Origin of the sequence: Caenimonas koreensis DSM 17982, assembly GCF_009646335.1 — a bacterium.
Taxonomy (GTDB): domain Bacteria; phylum Pseudomonadota; class Gammaproteobacteria; order Burkholderiales; family Burkholderiaceae_C; genus Ramlibacter; species Ramlibacter koreensis.
The window spans coordinates 15,561-30,641 of record NZ_WJBU01000025.1 but is presented as its reverse complement, the minus strand read 5'-3'; the positions used below and the strand labels follow the sequence as shown (position 1 = coordinate 30,641).

General features: G+C 63.7%; 12 protein-coding genes. 7 read left to right on the top strand and 5 right to left on the bottom strand.

Annotated features, from left to right (window positions below):
- Positions 1-2,235: an ATP-binding protein gene (locus GHT07_RS19530; protein WP_153586783.1), complete on the bottom strand. Its 2,235-nt coding sequence runs from the start codon at positions 2,233-2,235 to the stop codon at positions 1-3.
- Positions 2,232-2,789: a YfiR family protein gene (locus tag GHT07_RS19525; protein ID WP_153586782.1), complete on the bottom strand. Its 558-nt coding sequence runs from the start codon at positions 2,787-2,789 to the stop codon at positions 2,232-2,234. The genes GHT07_RS19530 and GHT07_RS19525 overlap by 4 nt, the downstream gene beginning before the upstream one ends.
- Before the next feature lie 125 nt (positions 2,790-2,914).
- Between GHT07_RS19525 and GHT07_RS19520 the strand changes: the two genes are divergently transcribed.
- From GHT07_RS19520 to GHT07_RS19490, 7 genes are read left to right on the top strand one after another with little or no spacing between them, the layout of a single operon-like run.
- Positions 2,915-3,595 carry a TetR/AcrR family transcriptional regulator gene (locus tag GHT07_RS19520; protein ID WP_153586816.1) on the top strand — a complete coding sequence of 227 codons (681 nt, stop codon included), beginning with the start codon at positions 2,915-2,917 and terminating at the stop codon, positions 3,593-3,595.
- Entirely contained in the window at positions 3,592-4,482 is an 891-nt protein-coding gene (locus GHT07_RS19515) for an SDR family oxidoreductase (protein ID WP_153586781.1), read from the top strand. The genes GHT07_RS19520 and GHT07_RS19515 overlap by 4 nt, the downstream gene beginning before the upstream one ends.
- A complete protein-coding gene (locus GHT07_RS19510) occupies positions 4,479-6,089 on the top strand; it encodes an acyl-CoA carboxylase subunit beta (protein WP_153586780.1) in 1,611 nt (536 codons plus the stop codon). Before GHT07_RS19515 ends, GHT07_RS19510 begins: the two co-directional genes overlap by 4 nt.
- Positions 6,090-6,122: 33 nt before the next feature.
- A complete protein-coding gene (locus tag GHT07_RS19505; protein ID WP_153586779.1) occupies positions 6,123-7,304 on the top strand; it encodes an acyl-CoA dehydrogenase family protein in 1,182 nt (393 codons plus the stop codon).
- A 14-nt stretch (positions 7,305-7,318) separates the two neighbouring features.
- Positions 7,319-9,160: an acetyl/propionyl/methylcrotonyl-CoA carboxylase subunit alpha gene (locus GHT07_RS19500; protein WP_407646668.1), complete on the top strand. Its 1,842-nt coding sequence runs from the start codon at positions 7,319-7,321 to the stop codon at positions 9,158-9,160.
- Positions 9,157-10,317, top strand: a complete 1,161-nt coding sequence (locus GHT07_RS19495) for an acyl-CoA dehydrogenase family protein (RefSeq protein ID WP_153586777.1) — start codon at positions 9,157-9,159, stop codon at positions 10,315-10,317. Before GHT07_RS19500 ends, GHT07_RS19495 begins: the two co-directional genes overlap by 4 nt.
- A complete protein-coding gene (locus tag GHT07_RS19490) occupies positions 10,314-10,793 on the top strand; it encodes a thioesterase family protein (protein WP_153586776.1) in 480 nt (159 codons plus the stop codon). Before GHT07_RS19495 ends, GHT07_RS19490 begins: the two co-directional genes overlap by 4 nt.
- Here GHT07_RS19490 and GHT07_RS19485 read toward each other — a convergent pair.
- The 3 genes from GHT07_RS19485 to GHT07_RS19475 all read right to left on the bottom strand — a co-directional run bounded on the left by GHT07_RS19485 (position 10,770) and on the right by GHT07_RS19475 (position 15,078).
- Complete coding sequence (locus GHT07_RS19485) at positions 10,770-11,873, bottom strand: AI-2E family transporter (RefSeq protein ID WP_323741025.1); 1,104 nt, start codon at positions 11,871-11,873, stop codon at positions 10,770-10,772. The two genes, GHT07_RS19490 and GHT07_RS19485, sit on opposite strands and share 24 nt — an antisense overlap.
- A 92-nt stretch (positions 11,874-11,965) precedes the next feature.
- Positions 11,966-13,138 (bottom strand): ABC transporter substrate-binding protein, encoded by a 1,173-nt coding sequence (locus GHT07_RS19480; RefSeq protein ID WP_153586775.1) that lies wholly within the window; start codon positions 13,136-13,138, stop codon positions 11,966-11,968.
- An 83-nt stretch (positions 13,139-13,221) separates the two neighbouring features.
- Positions 13,222-15,078 (bottom strand): AMP-dependent synthetase/ligase, encoded by a 1,857-nt coding sequence (locus GHT07_RS19475; RefSeq protein ID WP_153586774.1) that lies wholly within the window; start codon positions 15,076-15,078, stop codon positions 13,222-13,224.
- Positions 15,079-15,081 lie beyond the last annotated feature (3 nt).

Below are 15,081 nucleotides of genomic sequence, written 5' to 3'. Positions count from 1 at the left end.
TCAGGCGCCAGCGGTGAGCCGCGCCAGCAACGCATCGATCGCGCCCAGGTCCACCGGCTTGGTCAGGTGATCGTCGAACCCCGCTTCTTTCGTGCGCCGCCGGTCTTCCTCCGCTCCCCAGCCCGTGATCGCGATCAGCACCGTGCGCGAGAAACCCGGGTCGGCCCGAAGCTGCTTTGCCACTTCGTAGCCCGACATGCCGGGCAGGCCGATGTCGAGCAGCACCACGTCAGGCTGGAACTGCCGCGCGGCCTCGAGCACCGACAGGCCATCGTGGACAACGCGCGTGCGCCTGCCCGTCATGTCGAGCACGGTGGCCAGCGTTTCCGCGGCATCGACGTTGTCGTCCACCACCAGCACCTTCAGGCCAGGGTCGTTGGGTTGTTCCATGGATTCCTCTTGTGGTGCAGGTGTGGGTGCCGGCTGGAGCAGGCACGGAATACGGACTGTGAAGGTGCTGCCCTGGCCTGTGCCGGCGCTGGCCGCGGTGACGGTGCCGCCATGCATGGTGACCAGGCTTCGAACGAGGTACAGGCCGATGCCCAGGCCGCCCTGCGCGTGGTCGAGTGTGCGGCCCACCTGTGTGAACAGGGTGAAAATTTTCTCGAGCATGTCGGGCGCGATGCCCACGCCATCGTCGGTCACCTCAACGACAGCCATGCCGGCTTCCTGGCGGGCGCGCATCGAGATGTGCCCACCCGCCGGCGTGTATTTGGCGGCGTTGTTCAGCAAGTTGCCAAGCGCCTGTGCAAGGCGGGTGGGGTCAGCCATCAGCTCAATGGGCGAATCGGGCAGGGCCAGTTTCAGCTGGTGGCCGCGCGCCTGCATGGCCGGGCGGCTGATCTCCACTGCGCTTTCGATGGCACTGGACAGGCGCGTTCGCGTCTTCTCCAGGCGGATCTTGCCGCTGTTGATGCGCGAGATGTCGAGCAGGTCGTCGATCAGGCGAATCATGTGCGCGAGCTGCCGCTCCATCGTGTCGCGTGCGCGCTGCGAAGGTGGGCCGTTGGCAGCATCCTTCTTGAGGATGTCCAGGCCGGTGCGGATGGGCGCCAGCGGGTTGCGCAACTCGTGAGCGAGCGTGGCAATGAATTCGTCTTTGGCCCGGTTCGATTCCATCAGCACTTGCTCGGCGCGCTTGCGCTCCGTCACGTCGATGATGGAGCCGGCCATGCGGAAGGCGCGGCCATTAGGCTCACGCTTGGCCATGCCGGTGATCAGGAACCAGCGGTACTCACCCGACTTCAGGCGCAGGCGGCACTCGCCCGAATAGGGCGCGTCTTCACCCAGGTGCGCGCGCAGCAAGTCGTGCATGGCCTGGCGATCGTCTTCGTGAACGATGTTGGCCAGTGACGAGGGGACGTCGGGGAATTCCTCATCGGTGTAGCCCAGCAACGCCTTGAAGCGCGGCGAATAGAACATGGTGCCGGCGGCAATGTCCCAGTCCCACAGGCCCGCGCTCGAGCCGCGCACGGCCAGCTGGTAGCGTTCATCGCTCGCGCGCAGCGCGCGGATCGCCTGCTCGAGCGTGGCGGCGCGATGGCCCAGCTCACCCAGCATCGCATTGAACACATCGGCCAGCTCACCGATTTCGTCGTTGGTGGTTCGCGGTGCGCGCAGCTCGAAGTTCTGCTCACGCTGGATGCTGCGGGCCACCTCGGCAATCTCGTGGATAGGCTGCGTCACCATGCGCTGCATGCGGTTGGACCACACCAGGGCGCCGCCGAGGGCCGTGGTCATGATCACGGTGAGCAGGCCCAGGAAGTCGAGCGCGCGGTTAAGCAGCTCGTGCCGCGCCTGCAGGTACACCACGCCGATGGTTTCGGCGCTGGTCGCGATGGGCCGCCACACGCGGATCGACTCACGGTCGAAGACGACGCCGGCGGGTCGCGCAGTGGGCGCAATGGCGACCGGCTCGGTGGCGGACGCCTGGAACGAGGCGAAGAGCTTGCCGTGCTGGTCATAGAGCGCAGCGGCCGAGACGTTGCCCTTGGCACGCAGCACGCGCAGGTTTTCTGCCGCCACATTCACGTCGTCGAATGCCAGCGCCGGGGCACTCACCAGGCCAATGATGTCGGCCTGCGTCTGCATGTCGGTTTCGATGGCGCTCATCTGCGAGCGCAGATCGACGCCGACCAGTGCAACGGCGGCGATGGTCAGGGCCAACAACGTGGTCGAGACCAGGATGATGTTGAGCTTCTGGCGTATCGATCGCAGCGCCGGCATGAAGATCATTTGCTGCGCCCCTCGATGCTGTGCGCGACCGACAGCAGCCTTGCACTGAGCCGCAGGCCGCGCGCTTCAGCCGCAGCGGGCGACGCCGAAAACCGCACGCGCGCGCCCTCCATCGAAAAGTTGAGGATGCTGCCCCATGCGTGCGCATTGGCCTGCTCCGTCACGATCAGCACCGGGCCGAGCGTGGCCTCGATCGCCTCGCGCAGCCGTGCGTCGCGGCGAGCGCCAAAAAACACGATGTGCGCCCCCACGGGAACTGCGTTGTCAACGATGCGTTTGACGATGGCCGGGTGGCCATCGATGCTGCGCCCGACGAGTTGCTGCTCCAGGTCGTCAGCGACGGCTGCGTCGCCGGACACCGCCATGACCAGCGGCTGGTCAACACGGGTGAACGTGCCCGCTGGCCATTCGACAAACGATGCGAACTTGAAGATGAATGCAGCCTTGAGCGCGCTTTCAGTCGCCGCCTGCGACTGCGCCCACGCCGCGGCAGCGCCCAGCAAGAAGGCCAGCACTGTGACCACTGCCAGTTGAAATGTCGCGCGCAACCTCATTGCGAATGAGTATAGGCAGCGATGCGCGCGCTGTGCTGCTCAGCCATGACGGAAATCCACTGGCTGAGCTGCAATTATTTTCACCAAGCATCCGCTTGCTAAAAATAATCGGCTTTGCTATCGTGATGCCGATGGACATGACTGCTGAGCACACGTTGCCTGCCTTGCAAAAGCGCCCGCGCGGCCGGCCGCGCAAGAGCGACGAAGACCGGGGCGACGGCAACCGCCGCGGCGAGCTGCTGCGCTCGGCGGCCAGGCTGTTCAGGCGCAAGGGTTTTGGCGGCACCAGCACCCGGGACATCGCGGCTGCCACTGGCATGCGAAGCGGCTCGCCGTTCTATCACTTCGAGAGCAAGCAAGCCCTGCTGTACGCCGTGATGGATGAGGGGATGCGCAGCGCCATCAGCAAGCAGGCGGCGGCCATGCAGCAAGCAGCGTGCCCCGGTGCGGGCAGCAGTCGCGGCCTCGCCCCAGTTGCGCAGTTGCGTGCCCTGATCCGCAACCACTTCGACATTCTTCTGGGCCACGGCAACGACTTCATTCCAGTGATGCTGTACGAGGCGCGGTCAATCACGCGCAGCCAGCGCGCAGCACTGGCCCACCTGCAGGGCGAGTACGAGGCGCCCTGGATTCCGGTGCTCGAGTCGCTGCGCGAGGGCGGCCTGCTCAAGGCCGACGTGAAGATCGCCCGCCTGCTGATCTTCGGCGCGCTCAACTGGTCGGTGCAGTGGTTCGACAGGCGCAAGGGCGCTTCGCTGGATGAGCTGACTGAACAGGCCATGCAACTTTTCACGGGGACGTCATGAGCGATCGCTACGAGTCTGTTTTTGCGCCTCACCTCTTTCAAGGCAAGGTCGCCGTTGTCACGGGCGGTGGCTCGGGCATTGGCCGCTGCATCGCACATGAGCTGGCGGCGCTCGGTGCTCACGTCGTGGTAATTGGCCGCAACCTCGACAAGCTGGTCGACGTGTGCGGCGAGATCGTGGGCGACGGTGGACGTGCGAGCTTTCATTCGTGCGACATCCGCAATGAAGAAGCGGTGAAGAACACGGTGCAGGCGATCATCGCCGTGCACGGGCGCATCGACGCGCTGGTGAACAACGCAGGCGGGCAATTCATATCGCCGCTGGAAAAGATCAGCGCCAAGGGCTGGCAGGCGGTGATCGACACCAACCTCACGGGCGGGTTTTTGCTGGCGCGCGAGTGCTACGTGCAATCCATGCAGCAGCACGGCGGCGCTGTCGTGAATATCGTGGCCGACATGTGGGGCTCGATGCCCAACATGGGGCACAGCGGCGCGGCGCGCGCGGGCATGGTGAGCTTCACCGAAACAGCAGCTGCTGAATGGGCGCGCAGCGGCGTGCGCGTGAATGCGGTGGCGCCGGGCTACATCGCATCGAGCGGCATGGACCACTATCCGCCCGAAGCGGGGCCGATGCTGCGCGAGATGGGCAAGACGGTGCCGCTGGGCCGCTTCGGCACGGAAGCAGAGGCGTCGGCAGCAGCCGTATTCCTGTTGAGCCCTGCCGCAGCGTTTATCAGCGGTAGCGTGCTGCGTGTCGATGGCGCGCGGCCGCAAGTGCGTATGGGCTGGCCGATGCAGATGCCCGGCAACGACGCGATGCAGCGCGATGCCGTCAAGCCTTTCAACGGTTTTCATCGCGCCACGGTGCCGAAGGTGTTCCAGAAATGAGTGTGTTTGCATCGTCATGGAACGCACAAGGTGCGCTGGCGCAGCAGCGCCGCGAGGCCATGCTTGCGCGCATCGCGCAGATGCGTGCGCTTGAAGAACGCGCAGCACAGGCTTCCGCGAAATCCAAGCCCGTGTTCGACAAGCGCGGCCAGCTGCTGCCGCGCGAGCGCGTGGCGCTGCTGCTCGATGCGGGCACGCCTTATCTGCCGCTGTGCTCGATCGCGGGCTTCATGCAGGACGTGAAGGACCCGGCGCAGTCCGTGCCCGGCGGCGGCATCGTGGCGGGCATCGGGTTCGTGAATGGCGTGCGGTGCATGGTGGTGGCGAGCGACTCGGGCATCGAGGCGGGCGCTATCCAGGCAATGGGCCTGGAGAAAATCCTGCGCGTGCAGGACATCGCCCTGCAGAACAAGCTGCCCTTCCTGCATCTGGTGGAGAGCGCAGGCGCCAACCTCATGCGCTATCGCGTGGAAGGCTTCGTGCACGGTGGCGCGCTGTTCCGCAATCTTGCGCGCCTGTCGGCAGCGGGCATTCCGGTCATCACGGTGCAGCACGGCTCAGGCACGGCAGGCGGCGCTTACATGCCGGGGCTGAGTGATGTGGTGGTGATGGTGCGCAATCGCTCGCGTGCGTTTCTGGCGGGGCCGCCGTTGTTGATGGCCGCGACCGGTGAGGTGGCGACAGAAGAGGAGCTGGGCGGCGCAGAGATGCACACCACGCTGTCAGGGCTGGGCGAGTACCTGGCTGAGGATGACCGGCAGGCGCTTGGCATCGCGCGGGAGGTGGTGGGGCAACTGGGATGGACGCGCAGCGCGACCAGCACAGGTGCGGCCCCCCGCTACGACCGCGAAGAATTGCTCACGCTCATCCCGGCCACGCTGCGCGAACCCATCGACATGCGCGAGATCGTCGCGCGCATCGTGGACGACTCGGACCTTCTTGACTTCAAGCCGCTCTACGGCGCCGCCACGGTGTGCATGCAGGCGCGCATCGAAGGCCATGCGATTGGCATCATCACGAACAACGGCCCCATCGATGTAGCCGGTGCCAACAAGGCCACGCACTTCATCCAGCTGATGTGCCAGCTCGGCCACCCTATCCTGTACTTGCAGAACACCACGGGCTACATGGTGGGCAAGGAGAGCGAGCAAGGCGGCATGATCAAGCACGGCAGCAAGATGATCCAGGCCGTGACCAACGCCACGGTGCCGCAGATCACCATCCAGTGCGGCGCATCGTTCGGCGCGGGCAACTACGGCATGTGTGGCCGCGGTTATGCGCCGCGCTTTCTTTTCAGCTGGCCCAGCGCGAAGACGGCTGTGATGGGCGGCGAGCAGGCGGCGCGCACGATGCAGATCGTGACGGACGCCGCCCTCGCGCGTAAAGGCATCACACCGGATGCTGACAAGGCCAGGCAGCAGTTCGACCAGATCGTCGCCGTGTTCGAGTCGCAGGCCGACGCGTTCTACACGTCGGGCCTGCTGCTCGACGACGGCGTGATCGACCCGCGTGACACGCGCGCCGTGCTGGCGCAATGCCTCGCGATGTGCGCAGAGGCGGACAACAAGCAGCTCCATCCGATGCAGTTCGGCGTGGCAAGGATGTAGGCCAATACAAGACATACACGCACAAGAGAGAACATGAACCTCACCCACGAACACCACGAGATCCAGAAAACCCTCAAGCGTTTCATTGACGACGAGATCAATCCGCATGTCGATGAATGGGAGGAGGCGCAGACGTTCCCTGCGCACCAGGTGTTCAAGCGCCTGGGTGAACTGGGGCTGCTCGGCCTGACCAAGCCGGAGGAATACGGCGGCGCAGGGCTGGACTATTCGTATTCCGCTGCCATGGCCGAAGCGCTTGGCCACATCGACTGCGGCGGCGTGCCGATGGCCATTGGCGTGCAGACCGACATGGCAACGCCCGCACTCGCACGCTTTGGCAGCGACGAGCTCAAGCGGCAGTTCCTCGCGCCCGCGATTGCCGGCGAGATGGTGGCGTGTATCGGCGTGAGCGAGCCGGCTGCCGGCAGCGATGTGGCGAGCATCAAGAGCCGCGCCGTGAAAGACGGCGACGACTACGTGATCACTGGCCAGAAGATGTGGATCACCAACAGCCTGCAGGCGGACTGGATGTGCATGCTGGTGAACACAGGCGATGGCCCGGCGCACAAGAACAAGTCGCTCGTGATCGTGCCGATGCGCGACGGGCCGAACGGCAAGCTCACCAAAGGCATCGAGGTGGCGCAGAAGATCCGCAAGATCGGCATGAACTCGTCGGACACGGGCCTGATCTATTTCGATGAAGTGCGTGTGCCGCAGCGCTATCGCATCGGCAATGAAGGCCAGGGCTTCATCTACCAGATGCAGCAGTTCCAGGAAGAGCGGCTGTGGGCTGCGTCGAGCTGCCTGCAGTCGCTCACCAACTGCATCCAGTGGACGATTGACTGGGCACAGGAGCGCAAGCTGTTCGGCTCGTCACTCGCCGACCAGCAATGGGTTCAGTTCAAGCTGGCCGAGTTGAAGACAGAGGTGGAGTGCCTGCGCGCGCTGACCTATCGCGCTGTTGACCTGTATGTGCAGGGGCAGGATGTGCTGGAGCTGGCGTCGATGGCAAAGCTGAAGGCTGGCCGACTGAACAGGATCGTGCCGGACACCTGCCTGCAGTTCTGGGGCGGCATGGGCTTCACGTGGGAGAACAAGGTCTCGCGCATGTATCGCGACGGGCGCCTGGGCTCCATCGGCGGCGGCGCGGATGAAGTGATGCTGCAGATCCTGTCGCGCCTGATGGGCATCGCGAAAAGGCCGATGCCGCAATGACGCAGCCTTTGCGCATCGGCAGGCTGCTCGTTGCCAATCGCGGCGAGATCGCGCGGCGAATTCTTCGCACGGCGCATCGCATGGGTGTGCAGACCGCAGCTGTGTTCTCCGACGCAGATCGAAATGCGATGCATGTGCGCGAGGCCACGGTGGCTTTGGGCATCGGCGGGCTGACGTCTGCGGATTCGTACTTGCGTGTCGACAAGTTGCTGGACGCGGCAAAGCAGACCGGCGCAGATGCGATCCACCCTGGCTACGGCTTTCTCAGCGAGAACGCGGATTTTGCGCAGGCGGTGATTGATGCGGGCCTGACGTGGGTCGGGCCGCCGCCTTCTGCGATTCGCGCGTTGGGCAGCAAGTCGTCAGTCAAACAGATTGCGCAGCTGCAAGGTGTGCCGTGCCTGCCCGGCTATTGGGGCGAAGACCAGTCGGACGCGCGGTTTGCTTTGGAGGCGCAACGCATTGGCTATCCCGTGATGGTCAAAGCGGCTGCGGGCGGTGGTGGCCGCGGCATGCGGCTCGTGATGCATGCCGCGCAGCTGCAAGATGCTGTGTCGAGTGCGCGCACTGAAGCGCAGTCAGCATTCGGCTCGGGCGAGTTGCTGCTGGAGCGCGCGCTGTTGAATCCGCGCCATGTTGAGGTGCAGGTCTTTGCCGACTCGCAGGGCAACTGCATTCATTTAGGTGAGCGTGATTGCTCTGTGCAGCGGCGCCACCAGAAGCTTATTGAAGAGACGCCCAGCCCCGCGGTTGATGCAGCCTTGCGCGAGCGCATGGGCCAGTGCGCCGTCAATCTCGCGAAGGCGGCGGGCTATGTGGGCGCAGGCACGGTGGAGTTCCTGTTGCAGGACGGTGAGTTCTTCCTGATGGAGATGAACACGCGACTGCAGGTGGAGCATCCGGTGACGGAGATGGTCACGGGCCTTGACCTGGTCGAGTGGCAGTTGCGCGTGGCGCAGGGCGAGGCACTGCCGCTGATGCAGGACGAGGTGAAGTTCAGCGGCCACTCGATCGAGGTGCGCTTGTGCGCGGAGGATGAATCATTTGTGCCGCACTCGGGTGTGGTGGCGCACTTTGTGGATGGTTCGGGCCTGCGCTTTGATCACGCGATTGAACCGGGTGCGTACGTCAGCCCTTATTACGACTCGATGCTCGGCAAAGTGATTGCCCACGCGGCCACTCGTGCAGAAGCGGTGGCGCAACTCGCTGGCGCACTGGACCGCATCGAGGTGTTGGGCCTGGCGACCAACCGGCAGTTTCTTGCTGCGTGCCTGCGCCATCCGCAGTTTGCGGCGGGTGACGCCACCATTGCATTTCTTGCGGGCCACGCAGCGGAGATTCGCGGCGGTCTGGAAGCGCGCGAGCGGCAGCTGGCGTTGCCGGCAGGGCTCGCTGCGTTGTATGGCGCGCCTGCGCGCGACGTGCAGCTGGCGTGCCCTTTCCCGCGGCCTGTGGTGCTGCGCCATCGCGGCACCACCATTGCAGCGCGCGTGGAGGCGGCCAGCGTGGACCCGATTCGCGCGAGCAGTGTTCGCTTGCCGACGGGCGCGTGGCATGTGCAGGCGGCAGGCATCGATCTCGTTGTGGAAGACGCGTCGTTCGACCCGCCCGGCGGCGCAGGTGCAGCGTCGGCAGGCAATGAGCTTCGCGCGCCGTTCAACGGCAAGGTGATCGCGATCAAGGCGGCGGTGGGCCAACAAGTCGCGCGTGGCGACACGCTGCTCGTGCTCGAGTCGATGAAGCTCGAGCATGCGCTGGCCGCGTCGCGTGACGGCATCGTCAAAAGCGTTGCCGTCGAAGTCGGCCAGCAGGCCGCTACTGCACAAGTGCTTGTCACGTTCGAGGCCGCCGCATGATGCACGCGATCGAAGAAGACGTCGCCAGCATCGCCGACCTGGTGAAGCGATTCACGCTCGAACGCATCGCGCCCGACATCTCGAAGTGGGACGAGGCGGGCGAGTTTCCGCGCAGTGTTTACCGGGAAGCGGCGGCCATCGGCTTGCTAGGCCTGGGTTATCCGGAAGAGCTCGGCGGAACGCCCGCATCCTTCGCGCTACGCAACGCCATGTCCACAACGATGGCGCGCTATGGCGGCAGCGGCGGCCTGATGGCAAGCCTGTTCTCGATCAACATCGGCTTGCCGCCTGTCGTGCGCCACGGCACGCGCGAATTGCAGATGGAGATTGCACCCGATGTGATTCGTGGCGAGAAGATCGCCGCACTGGCCATCACCGAACCCGGCGGCGGCTCTGACGTGGCGGCACTGCGCACCACGGCCCGGCGCGACGGTGGCGACTACATCATCAACGGCGAAAAGACATTCATCACCTCGGGCATGCGCGCCGACTGGATCACGATGGCGGTTCGCACGGGTGATGCAGGTTTGAAGGGCGCGAGCGGCATATCGATGATCGTTGTGCCGGGCGATGCCATTGGCCTGACACGCACCAGGCTCGAGAAGATGGGCTGGTGGTGTTCCGACACGGGCCACCTGCGCATGGACAACGTCCGCGTTCCGGCCCGCTACCTCGTCGGTGAAGAAGGCGCGGGCTTTCGCATGATCATGAGCAACTTCAACGGCGAGCGCCTGGGCATGTCAGCGATGGCGCTGGGCTTTGCGCAGGCCTGCTTTGACGAAGCACTTGACTGGTCGCGTCAGCGCAAGACATTCGGCAGCGCGCTGGTCGAAAAGCAGGTGGTGTGGCACAAGCTGGTTGACATGCAGATGCGAATTGCATCGACTGCTGCATGGCTCGACGCGGTTGCGCGGCTTGCCGACGCGGGGAAATTGGAATCTGACCCCGATTGCGTGGCGCAGGTCTGCATGCTGAAGAACCATTCCACGCAAACCATGCAGTTCTGCGCGGATGCTGCCGTGCAAACGCTGGGCGGCATGGGCTTCATGCGCGGCACAAAGAGCGAGCGTATCTATCGCGAAGTGAAGGTGATGATGATCGGCGGCGGCGCCGAAGAGATCATGAAGGACCTGGCCGCACGACAATTGGGACTATGAAAAACAAAAGCGATGCTGTTGAGTTCGAGTCGCCATTCGTCGATGGGCTGCGCGACATCTTCGAGAACAAGATCGTCTTCAACCGCGTGCTGGGCCTGAAGATCACGAGCCTGCGGCCCGAGGAGGTGGCGGGCCGCATCGAGATGAAGAACGAGCTCGTCGGCCACTACACACACAACCGCCTGCACGGCGGCGTGATCAGCGCGACGCTTGACGCGCTGGGTGGCCTGGCGGTGATGGCCGCCATTGGCGCGCGGCACATGGATGAGCCGCCGTCGCAGCGCCTGCAGCGCTTTGGCAAGCTCGGCACGATCGACTTGCGCATCGACTACCTGCGGCCTGCTATAGGCGAGTATTTCGAGATGAAGGCTTCGGTGATGCGGCTGGGCTCGCGCGTGGCATCGACGCGCATGGAGTTTTATGGGGCAGACGGCAAGCTGATGTCTGCCGGCTCAGGGGCTTACATCGTCTCGTGAAGGCGCAGCGGTTTCAGGTAACCGGCTGGCTGTGCGCGTTTCTGAAAAGATGTCCCATGCCGAGATGAACATCGCGGCGATCACCGGCCCGATCACGAAGCCGTTGAGGCCAAACACTGCAATGCCGCCGAGGGTGGCAATCAGCACCAGGTAGTCGGGCATGCGCGTTTCCTTGCCGACAAGTACGGGCCGCAACACGTTGTCCACCAGGCCTATCACGAGCACGCCCCAGGCGACCAGTGCGATGGCCTGCCAGATCATTCCGTTGGCAAGCATGAACAGCGCAGCCGGGCCCCACACCAGCGCAGCGCCCACTGCGGGCAGCAACGACAGCAGTGCCATCAGCGCGCCCCACAGCAGCGGGCCTGTGAGGCCCAGCACCCAGAATGCAACGCCGCCGAGCGCGCCTTGCACCAGCGCAACGACGACATTGCCTTTGACGGTGGCGCGCACGACAGTGGAGAACTGCTTGAACAGGCGCGTTGTGTGTTCTTCGCGCAGGGGCAGCCTGCGCGCCGCACTCGCTGCCAGTTCGCGCCCATCGCGCAGCAGGAAGTACAGCACGTACAGCATCACGAAAAAATTGACGAAGAAGTCGAGTGTGTTCTGCCCGATGGAGAAGGCGCCGGCCGTGAGCGCGTCGCCACTCTTGCCCAGTGTGTCCACCAGTTTTTTCTGCAAAGCTGCCAGGTCTTCAAGGTGGAAGCGGTCGAGCAACGCGCGCATCCACACGGGCAGCGCATCAATGGCTTGCTGGAAATACTGCGCCAGCGACAACTCGCCTGTCTTGAAGCGGTCGTAGGCGGCGCTCGCTTCATGGCTGATGGATACGGTGAGCAATGCCATGGGCAGCATCACGCTCACCACAATGATGAGCAGCGTGCTCAGCGCCGCCCACCCACGGCGCCCGCGGCAAACGGCCACCGAGCGCTCTTGCAGCGACGAAAACACAATGGCCAGGAACACGGCCCAGGACACCGCCCCCGAGAGCGGGTACAGGATCACGGCGAACAGCACCGTGACGGCCATGACCAGCCACAGGAACGCCTTGTCTTCGAATGTGGAGTTGGGGTTGCTCACGTGGGCGAGGTTACCCCATGGCACGCGTTCACAGTGCAGCAAAAAAAAGGGCCGGCGTCATGGCCGGCCTTTTTGCATGCAGTGAATTCAGGTCACGGCGTGGGCTTGACGTAGTCGGACACGACCTTCCACTTGCCATCGGTGATCTGCGACAAGCGCGACAAATCGTTGCCCAGGCGCTTGGTGGCGGTGTAGCTGCTCTTGGGGCTGCCGAACATGTCGGGCTCGAACGTCATCGTGTCCATCGCCTTGATGAAGGTGTCGGTCGTGAGGTTGGGGCCAGCCTTCTTCGCGGCCTGGATGAACTGGTCCATGATCGAGTAGCCATACACGGAGAACACGGTCGGGTCTTCGTTGTACTTGGTCTTGTACTTGTTGGCCCAGAAGCGGATCGGCTGCGAGGCTTCATCAAGGTAGGGGTTCTGCACGGTCATCGTGGCGTAGATGCCATCCATGGGCTTGCCGCCGAGCTTGTGGATCAGGTCGGTGTACACAGCGCTGGAGCCGAGGAACGTCGGGTTGAAGCCGGTCTTGCGCGACTCAGCCACGGTGCCGATCGTCTCGCGGATGATGGTGCCCAGCACGACCATGTCGCAGCCCGAGGCTTTCATCTTCGCGACTTGCGACGAGAAGTCGGTGGCGCCGCGCTTGTAGCTGGTTTTTTCGGCCAGCTCCATGTTCATGGACTTCGCGCCGGCTTCTGCGCCGCGCAGCACTTCGAGGCCGAAGTCATCGTCCTGGTAGATCGTGCAGATCTTCTTGGCGTTCTTTTCCTTCACGAGCTTGGGCAGCGCGATGCGGATCTGGTCGTAGTACGTGGCCGCGAACGAATACTTCAGGCGGTTGAGCGGCTCGTACATTTCGCGCGCTGCCGTGATCGGGAACAGGTTGACGATGTTCTTTTCAAACTGCACCGGCATGGCGGCCATGTTCTGCGCCGTGCCCAGGTGGCCGGCGATGATGAACACCTTGTCCTGGTTGACCAGTTTCTGCGCTGCGAGCACAGCCTTCTTCGGGTCGTAGCCGTCGTCTTCTGCGATGAGGCGGATCTTGCGGCCGTTGATGTTGCCTTGCTGCTCGTTCAGCTCGTCGATGCGAAGCTGCATGCCATTGCGCGCCTGCTTGCCGTAGCCTGCGAGCGGGCCCGACAAGTCCTGGATCGTGCCGACGAGGATTTCTGTCTTGCTCACGCCCTGCTGTTGTGCTGCGGCTAGTGTGGACGCCAGCGCAAGTGCTGCGAGTGCGACGGTGTGTCTGGTTTTCATGTTGGCTCCTTGTGTAGGGGTCTGCGTGCGGATGATTCTTGCGGGCTGGTGGGGGGTGTCAAGGGTGTTATCCCGCCTCTTGCCTACCGGTACATCGCCTCAATCTGCGGCGCGTACTTCTTCTCGACCAGCTTGCGTTTGAGCTTCATCGTGGGCGTGAGCTCTTCGTCTTCTGCGGACAGCTGTGTGTCGAGCAGGAAGAACTTCTTGATCTGCTCGACGCGCGCAAACTTGGCGTTCACACGATCGATCTCGCCCTGGATCAGCTCCTGAACCTGCGGCGACTTCGTCAGGCTCGCATAGTTGGAAAACGGCACATCGTTGTCCTGCGCGAACTTCTCGACGTTCTCCTGGTCGATCATCACGATCAACGTGAGGTACGGCAGCTTGTCGCCGATCACCACTGCATCGGTGATGTACGGCGAGAACTTCAACTCGTTCTCGATCTCACTCGGCGTGACGTTCTTGCCGCCAGCAGTGATGATGATGTCCTTCATGCGATCGACGATGCGAAAGAACCCCTCGTCATCAACTTCGCCCACATCGCCCGTGTGCAGCCAGCCGTCTGCATCGATCGTCTCTGCAGTTTTTTCGGGCTGGTTGAGGTAGCCCGCAAAAACATTGCCGCCGCGCACCAGGATTTCCTTGGTGACCGGGTCGAGCTTCACCTCGTTGTAGTTCGCTGCCGGGCCAATCGAGCCGGGTTTGATGCGCGTGGCAGGCACGCCGGTGGCAGCGCCGCACGACTCGGTCATGCCCCACACCTCCAGCATCGGCACGCCGAGCGCGAGGTACCACTTCACCAGGTCAGGCGCGATGGGCGCGGCGCCCGTCACGAGAAAGCGCGCACGATGAATGCCTATTAACTTGCGCACGTTGTCGAGCGCGAGGCGGCGTGCCAGCGTGAACTTGAATTTGAGGAAGCTGTCGATGGGTTGCCCAGCGAGCACCTTGTCGGCGATTTCGGTGCCGACACCAATGCTCCACGCATACGCGGCTTGCTGCACGGGGCCGGCTTCCTTCAGCGCAATCATCACGGCTGAATAGAACTTCTCCCACACGCGCGGCACGGCCGTGAACACCGTCGGCGCAATCTCGCGCACGTTCTCCGGCACCGTCTCGGGGTTTTCAACGAAGTTCAGCTTTGACGCGGTGTAGAGCGAGAAGTATTCGCCGCCCATGCGCTCGGCGATGTGGCACAGCGGCAGGAAGCACATGCGCTCATCGCGCTCGTCTTGCGCTACCAGCGTGTTGTAGCCGCGCACGGTGTAAACAAGCCCGCTGTGCTTGTGCATCGCGCCCTTGGGTCTGCCGGTGGTGCCCGATGTATAGACGAGGATCGCCAGGTCATCAGGCTTGACGGCTTTGACACGTTGCATCAGCTCCCCAGGCTGCTGTGCGTTGTACGCACGGCCCAGCTCGCGCAGCTGCGCCAGGCTGATCACGCCGTCGTCGTTCAGGTCGCGCAGGCCTTCCATGTCGAACACGACGATCTTCGTGATGCCGGGCAACTGCGCGCGCACTTCGAGCGCCTTGTCGAGCTGTTCGTCGTCTTCCACAAACAGGATGCTCGTGTGCGAGTCTTCGCACAGGTATTGCACCTGCGATGCAGCGTCTGTCGGGTAGATGCCGTTCGACACGCCGCCACACGACAGGATCGCGATGTCGGCCAGCACCCATTCAATGATCGTGTTGGAAAGGATCGATGCCGTGTCGCCGGGCTTGAAGCCCAGATGCATCAGGCCGCCGGCCATCTCGCGCACGGCCTCGGCCGTCTGGTCCCATGTCCACGCGCGCCAGATGCCGAGCTTTTTCTGGCGCATCCAGGTGTTGGGGCCGCGCGCTGCAACGGCGTTCCAGTACATGGCTGCAATCGTGTCGCCTTCGAGCACGACGCGTGTCTCGGGCTGGATGCTGGAGAGGTCCCACAGGTTGCTCATTGC